This is a genomic window from Cellulosimicrobium sp. Marseille-Q8652, assembly GCF_965112045.1.
The window spans coordinates 77,055-83,650 of sequence record NZ_CBCOPS010000003.1 but is presented as its reverse complement, the minus strand read 5'-3'; the positions used below and the strand labels follow the sequence as shown (position 1 = coordinate 83,650).

Genomic DNA, 6,596 nt, shown 5'->3' with positions numbered 1-6,596 from the left:
GTGGCGAGGTCGGCGGCCAGGCGGTCGAGCGCGGCGTCGACGTCCTCCAGACCCGTGAGCTCGTGCGGGGCGACCAGCGCCTCGAGCGCGGCCGGGGCGAAGGACTCGAGCAGGGTGGAGACCGCGCCCTTGTAGCCAGGGGTGATGCGATACCAGACCCAGGTGCCGCGTCGTTCGGAGGTCAGCACCCCGACGTCGCGCAGCACCTTCAGGTGGTGCGACACCGTCGGCTGTGACACGTCGGTGAGAGCCGCGAGGTCGCACACGCACGCCTCCCCGGCGGGAGAGGTGGCGATGAAGGACAGCATCCGCAGTCGGAGCGGCTCTGCGAGGGCCTTGAGCGTGGTCGCGACGGCGCCGGCGACCTCGGTGCCGATCGCGTGGGACTCGATCTGCGGGGCGCAGTCCGGCTCACGGACGGTCAGGGGGGCGGTGGTCATGACCTCACCTCTTCCAGCTCACGGGCAGGAGTCGGGGCAGCGTAGGGGTCGACGGCGAACCAGCGACGTGCGAGCCACAGGGAGACGTAGACGAGGCCGACGAGGACGGGGACCTCGATGAGCGGGCCGACGACACCGGCCAGTGCCTGGCCCGACGTCGCGCCGAACGTGCCGATCGCGACGGCGATCGCGAGCTCGAAGTTGTTGCCGGCCGCGGTGAACGCGAGCGTCGTGGAACGGGCGTAGCCGAGCGCGAGCGTCTTGCCGACGATGATGCCGATGCCCCACATGGCGGCGAAGTACACCAGCAGCGGCAGCGCGATGCGGGCCACGTCGAGCGGGTTCGAGGTGACGGCCTCGCCCTGCAGGGCGAAGAGCAGCACGATCGTGAACAGCAGCCCGTAGAGCGCCCACGGTCCGACCTTCGGCAGGAACCGGTCCTCGTACCAGGCGCGGCCCTTGGCGCGTTCCCCGACGAGGCGAGAGGCGAACCCGGCGGCCAGCGGGACGCCGAGGAAGACGAGGACGTTGAGCGCGATCTGCCCGACCGACACGTCCAGGCCCTGGGTGTCCAGGCCGAGCCACCCGGGCAGCACGGTGAGGTAGAAGTACCCGAGCAGGGAGAACGCGACGACCTGGAACACGGAGTTGATCGCGACCAGCACCGCGGCGGCCTCCCGGTCCCCGCACGCGAGGTCGTTCCAGATCACGACCATCGCGATGCAACGGGCCAGGCCGACGATGATCAGCCCGGTGCGGTACTCGGGCAGGTCGGGCAGGAAGATCCAGGCCAGGGCGAACATCAGCGCCGGGCCGACCAGCCAGTTCAGCACCAGCGAGGAGACCAAGAGCCTCTTGTCGCCGGTGACCGCGCCGACGCGGTCGTAGCGGACCTTGGCCAGCACCGGGTACATCATGACGAGCAGGCCGAGCGCGATCGGGACCGAGATCCCGCCGACCTCCATCGCTGTGAGCACCTCGGACAGGGCGGGGACGAACCGGCCCAGGACGAGCCCGGCGACCATCGCGAGCCCGATCCACAGCGGCAGCCACCGGTCGAGCGTGGACAGGCGACCGCGCGTGGCGGTCGCGGCGTCGCTCACGCGAGGACCTCCTCGATCTCCGCGACCAGCGCCGGCTTCGGGCGGGCACCGACGACGGACTTCACGAGCCGGCCGCCGGCGTAGAAGTTCAGCGTCGGGATCGACACGACCCCGGCCGCGGCCACGGTCTTGGGGTTGGCGTCGGCGTCGAGCTTGGCGATCGTGAGCCTGCCGTCGTACTCCTGCGCAAGCTCGGCCAGGATCGGGGCGACCTGGCGGCACGGGCCGCACCACGTGGCCCAGATGTCCACCAGGACGGGGACCTCGGAGCCGAGGACCACCTCGTCGAAGGTGTCGTCGGTGACGGTCACGGTGCTCATCGGATCTCCTCCAGCGCCAGCGGCAGATCGTCGGGGTTCGGGACCTCGGGGGTGCCGGCGAGGTCTTCCAGGCCGGCGGCGTCGGCGAGCTCGGTGAGGTAGCGCTGGGCGTCGAGCGCGGCCGAGCAGCCCGACCCGGCGGCGGTGATGGCCTGGCGGTAGGTGTGGTCGACGGCGTCGCCGCACGCGAACACGCCTTCGAGGTTGGTGGCCGTGGTGCGCCCCACGACCTGGATGTAGCCCTCGTCGTCCAGGTCGATCTGTCCCTTGACGAGCTCGGTGCGCGGCTCGTGGCCGATCGCGACGAACAGGCCCGTGGCGCCCAGCTCGCGCTCCTGCCCGGTCACGGTGTCGCGCAGCGTGAGGGCCTCGACCTTCTTCTCGCCGTCGATGCCGATGACCTCGCTGTTCCACGCGACCTCGATCTTCGGGTCGTTCAGCGCACGGTCGGCCATGATCTTCGACGCCCGCAGCTCGTCGCGCCGGTGCACGAGGGTCACCTTCTGCGCGAACCGGGTCAGGAACGTGGCCTCCTCCATCGCGGAGTCACCGCCGCCGACGACCGCGATGTGCTGGTCGCGGAAGAAGAACCCGTCGCACGTCGCGCACCAGGACACGCCCCGGCCCGACAGGCGCTTCTCGTCGTCCAGGCCGAGCTCACGGTAGGCCGACCCCGTCGCCAGGATGACCGCGCGGGCCCGGTACGTCTCGCCGTTGCCGGTCACGACCGTCTTCACCGGGCCCTGCAGGTCGAGCAGCGTCGCGTCGTCCCACTCGACCCGCGCGCCGAACCGCTCGGCCTGCTTGCGCATGCTCTCCATGAGCTCGGGGCCCATGATCCCGTCCGGGAACCCGGGGAAGTTCTCCACCTCGGTGGTGTTCATCAGCGCACCGCCCGCGGTGATCGAGCCCGCGAGGACGAGCGGGGCCAAGCCCGCCCGTGCCGCGTAGATCGCCGCGGTGTAGCCCGCCGGACCCGAACCCACGATCACCACGTCTTGTATCGACATGTCTCTATGTTGACAGTTCTCGATGTAGGCCGCAAGGACGGAAGCGCTGACGGACTCTGGCAAGGGCCGCCGCCCAAGATCACCTCGTGGGGATCGGCGGTTCGTTGCGCGTACGCAACGCGGGTGCCTAAGATTGGGGCAGCTCACCGCAGTAGCGGCGAGAAGTGAACCCGAGACCCTTCCGGACGGTTGTGGCGCTCGGGTTTCGCGCTTTCTACAGCCGGATGACGTCGGCGACCAGCGGCTGCGCGCGACGGCGCGCGTCACCGCCACGGGCCCAGGCCCAGGCGATCGCGTCCGGGATCGCGAGCAAGGGCTCGGCGGCCGCGGTCGCGTGGTCGTACGCCAGCGAATCCCGGCACCCGCGGCGGCCCGTCTCCCGGTACAGCAGCCGCCGGTCGCGCTCCTCTTCGCCCTGCTCGCTCTCGAGCATCAGCCGGGCGCAGCCCGCCTCCGCGATGTTCTCCACGAGCCGCTCCAGGCACGCCGCCCGCCGTTCGATGTTCGTGCGGTACCCCGCGCCGGCCTGGTAGATCGTGACCTGCGCCCCGAGTGTGCCGAGCGTCGACAAGATCGTGTGCTGACGCGCCGGCGACTCCTTGACCATGTGTAACCGCCGCTGACCGGGCTTCTGCAGCCCCCGCACCGTCTTGCGGGCGAGCGCGAGCTCGCCGGGGATGATCACCGCGGCGACCAGCAGGTAGTCCTGCTTCTTGCTCTCATCGACGAACACGTGACCGCCTCGTAGGGAGCGGTCCGAGACGCTGGTAGGCACGAACGCAAGGGTACGGACGGCGAACGACACCACCGTGCGAGCGGCCCGGGCGTCGGCTTTCTCGGCGACGCGCAGAACCCGGGATCGGCACGTGATGGGTCCCGCGAGCGAGGAGAAGGCTCAGCGACTGAACTTCCTACGGATCTCCGCCTCGTTGACGTTCTCGACCCCGTGCTTGCGAAGGACCCGCGCGAAGGCTCGCGCCTTGGCCTCCGGCGTCGACTCACGCGCAGCCGCCCGATTGGCCTCGACCTCGACCGTCTTGAGCTGCTGTTCCAGGTGCTTCTCCAGGTCGGCCAGACCCTTCGTGTCGAACTTGAAGTTGGCCATGGTGCGCATCCCCTCGTCACAGTCACGACTCGCCTGGATTGTGATAGTGCCAGTCAGCACCCACACCCACGGGCTGCGGACCTCGCAGCTCATCGACCACGCCCGGCAGGACGCCCAGCAGATGATCGATCAAGATCGGTTATTATCGCCCTGTGTCGATCATAGAATCTGAGGTGTGTGCGGCGAGCACGGTGGATGTTGAGCCGGCGGTCGCGTTGTTCCGGTCGTTGGGGGATCCGGCGCGGTTGGCGATCGTGCGCCGGCTCGCGGTCGGGGAGGCGCGAGTCGCGGAGCTGACGGCTGATCTGGGGCTGGCACAGTCGACGGTGTCCTCGCACGTGGCGTGCTTGAAGGACTGCGGCCTGGTGGCTGGGCGCATGGAGGGGCGGCGGGTGTTCTACTCGCTGGCCCGCCCGGAGCTGCTGGACATGCTGGCGGCGGCGGAGACGCTGCTCGCGGCGACGGGCAGCGCGGTCGCGCTCTGCCCGACGTACGGCGTGGACGGGCAGGTGTCGGCGTGCTGAGCACGATCGCGGCCGCGATCGGGTTGTTCGTCGCGACCAACCTCGACGACATTGTGGTCCTGACGGTCCTGTTCGCTGTCGCCGCGCGCGGGACCTCGCGGCTGCGCGGGTGGCAGATCGTGGCCGGGCAGTACCTGGGCCTGGTCACCCTGATCGCGGTCAGCTTCCTGGCGGCGCTCGGCCTGACGATCGTGCCGGACGAGTGGGTGGGCCTGCTCGGCCTGATCCCGCTCGCGATCGGTGTGCTGGCCCTGGTGCGCACGCTGCGCGGCAAGGACGACGACGATGAGGCCGAGTCCGCGCTCAAGGCCGTCGGGCTGCTCGGCGTCGCGGGCATCACGATCGCCAACGGCGGGGACAACATCGCGATCTACACCCCGGTGTTCCGCACCATCTCGACGACGGACGCCCTGGTCACGATCGCGGTGTTCCTCCTCCTGCTCGCGCTGTGGTGCCTGCTCGCGCGCGCGATCGGCACGAACGAGAAGGTGACCGAGGGGCTGGAGAAGGTCGAGCACTGGCTCGTGCCGGTGGTGTTCATCGGCCTCGGTGTGTTCATCCTCATCGAGTCCGGCACCCTGGCTCACATCGCTTCGCTGCTGTGAGCGGCAGCACCGGCCCCGACCATGACGTCGTCGTGGTCGGGGCCGGGCAGGCGGGGCTCGCGCTCGGGTACTACCTGACCCGCGCCGGCGTCGACGTGCTCCTGCTCGAGCGCGCCGCGCACGTCGGGGCGAGCTGGGCGCGCCGGTGGGACTCGCTGCGGCTGTTCACCCCCGCCCGGTATGACGCCCTGCCCGGGCTCGCGTTCCCCGGCGACGCGTGGTCTTACCCGGGCAAGGACCAGGTGGCCGCGTACCTCGCGGACTACGCCGCCCGGTTCGAGCTGCCTGTGCGTACCGGCGCCGACGTCGTCCGGCTCGAGGGCGATGCCGGTGACTTCCGTGTCCACCTGGCCGGCGGTGAGATGATCCGCGCTGCGCGGGTGGTCGTGGCTACCGGTGCGTTCGGCCGTCCCTGGACGCCACCGTTCGCGACCGGCATCGACCCGGCCGTCGTGCAGGTCCATACCGACGACTACCAGCGCCCGGACGCGCTTCCACCCGGGGCGGTGCTCGTCGTCGGCGGCGCGAACTCCGGGCGCCAGATCGCGCTCGAGCTCGCCCGGGCCGGCCGGTCCGTGCACCTGTCCGAAGGGGCGCGCCTGCGTGAGCTCCCGCAACGGCCACTCGGGCGTGACCTGTTCTGGTGGTTGACGGCCACCCGAGCGATTCACGCGCCCGGGGATTCGCTCGTCGGGCGCCGCGTGCGCGCGAACGAGCCGGTAATCGGCATCCCGCGACGTGATCTGCGCGCCGCCGCCGTCACCTTCCACCCCCGAGCCCAGGACGCCACCGGCGACACCGTGAGGTTCGTCGACGGCTACGCCGTCCAGCCCGTGGCCGTCGTGTGGGCGACCGGGTACCGGCACGGCGACACCTGGGTCACCGTGCCCGGCGTCCTCGACGAGGCCGGGGCACTGGCCGTCGACGACGGCTCGACCCCCGTCCCGGGCCTGTACACGATCGGCCGCTCCTGGCAGCGCGACCGCGGCTCAGCGCTGCTCGGCTACGTCCACCGCGACGCCGATCGCCTCGCCAGCCGCATCACGAGCGAGTGCCCCGCGAGCCTTCCTACGGTGCCGGCCCGGACCGGGTCGTGGCCGCTGGACGATGTCGGCGAATTGCCCACGCGGTGAGCGGCGCCCCGACCAGGGCGGAAGGATCCAGAACGACCAGTCCGGTAGCCGCTCCCACAGCGGCAGGTGCGGGCCGTTGTCGACGTAGAACGCGGTCAGCATCGCGACGTACGCCACGCCCATCCACGCGATATGTCCGCCGTCGCTGCTGCCACGGCGCCGGTTGCGCCACCCGAGCAGCACAGCGGCCAGGGCGACGCCCCGAGCACAGCCAGGTGGATCGTGGCGGGCCAGCGGATCACCACCATCACGACCATCGAGGCGAAAAGAGCGACGGTCCCGCCCAGGAACACGCGACCCGCCCCGACATGCCACTGCCCGCCCGTACGCGCGAGCACGCGACCAACCCCGCGAGC

Annotated in this window: 9 protein-coding genes; 3 read left to right on the top strand and 6 right to left on the bottom strand. The window is 70.8% G+C overall.

Annotated elements, in window-relative coordinates:
* From ACWPWV_RS19880 to ACWPWV_RS19855, 6 genes are all read right to left on the bottom strand, one after another.
* Positions 1–440, bottom strand: a 440-nt coding sequence (locus ACWPWV_RS19880; protein ID WP_454044696.1) for an ArsR/SmtB family transcription factor, incomplete at its 3' end; no start/stop codon positions are given.
* Positions 437–1,543 carry an ACR3 family arsenite efflux transporter gene (arsB, locus tag ACWPWV_RS19875; protein ID WP_454044695.1) on the bottom strand — a complete coding sequence of 369 codons (1,107 nt, stop codon included), beginning with the start codon at positions 1,541–1,543 and terminating at the stop codon, positions 437–439. The genes ACWPWV_RS19880 and arsB, both read right to left, overlap by 4 nt.
* Positions 1,540–1,863 (bottom strand): thioredoxin, encoded by a 324-nt coding sequence (gene trxA / locus ACWPWV_RS19870; protein ID WP_454044694.1) that lies wholly within the window; start codon positions 1,861–1,863, stop codon positions 1,540–1,542. Before trxA ends, arsB begins: the two co-directional genes overlap by 4 nt.
* A complete protein-coding gene (gene trxB / locus ACWPWV_RS19865; protein WP_454044693.1) occupies positions 1,860–2,873 on the bottom strand; it encodes a thioredoxin-disulfide reductase in 1,014 nt (337 codons plus the stop codon). Before trxB ends, trxA begins: the two co-directional genes overlap by 4 nt.
* A 214-nt stretch (positions 2,874–3,087) precedes the next feature.
* On the bottom strand, positions 3,088–3,648 hold the full coding sequence (locus ACWPWV_RS19860) for a hypothetical protein (protein WP_435737709.1): 561 nt from the start codon (positions 3,646–3,648) through the stop codon (positions 3,088–3,090).
* Between the two features lie 120 nt (positions 3,649–3,768).
* Complete coding sequence (locus ACWPWV_RS19855; protein WP_435737710.1) at positions 3,769–3,978, bottom strand: hypothetical protein; 210 nt, start codon at positions 3,976–3,978, stop codon at positions 3,769–3,771.
* 158 nt (positions 3,979–4,136) lie between these two features.
* Here ACWPWV_RS19855 and ACWPWV_RS19850 point away from each other — a divergent pair, with 158 nt between their 5' ends.
* Genes ACWPWV_RS19850 through ACWPWV_RS19840 form a run of 3 tightly spaced genes read left to right on the top strand, consistent with a single transcriptional unit; the run spans position 4,137 to position 6,240 of the window.
* Positions 4,137–4,502 (top strand): metalloregulator ArsR/SmtB family transcription factor, encoded by a 366-nt coding sequence (locus ACWPWV_RS19850; RefSeq protein ID WP_435738944.1) that lies wholly within the window; start codon positions 4,137–4,139, stop codon positions 4,500–4,502.
* Positions 4,496–5,107: a cadmium resistance transporter gene (locus ACWPWV_RS19845; RefSeq protein ID WP_435737711.1), complete on the top strand. Its 612-nt coding sequence runs from the start codon at positions 4,496–4,498 to the stop codon at positions 5,105–5,107. The genes ACWPWV_RS19850 and ACWPWV_RS19845 overlap by 7 nt, the downstream gene beginning before the upstream one ends.
* On the top strand, positions 5,104–6,240 hold the full coding sequence (locus ACWPWV_RS19840) for a flavin-containing monooxygenase (RefSeq protein WP_454044692.1): 1,137 nt from the start codon (positions 5,104–5,106) through the stop codon (positions 6,238–6,240). The genes ACWPWV_RS19845 and ACWPWV_RS19840 overlap by 4 nt, the downstream gene beginning before the upstream one ends.
* The last annotated feature ends 356 nt before the right edge of the window (positions 6,241–6,596 follow it).

Coding starts and splice junctions, on each gene's coding strand:
- trxA (WP_454044694.1), bottom strand. CDS start 1,863: ATGAGCACCGTGACCGTCACCGACGACACCTTCGACGAGGTGGTCCTC.
- ACWPWV_RS19855 (WP_435737710.1), bottom strand. CDS start 3,978: ATGGCCAACTTCAAGTTCGACACGAAGGGTCTGGCCGACCTGGAGAAG.
- trxB (WP_454044693.1), bottom strand. CDS start 2,873: ATGTCGATACAAGACGTGGTGATCGTGGGTTCGGGTCCGGCGGGCTAC.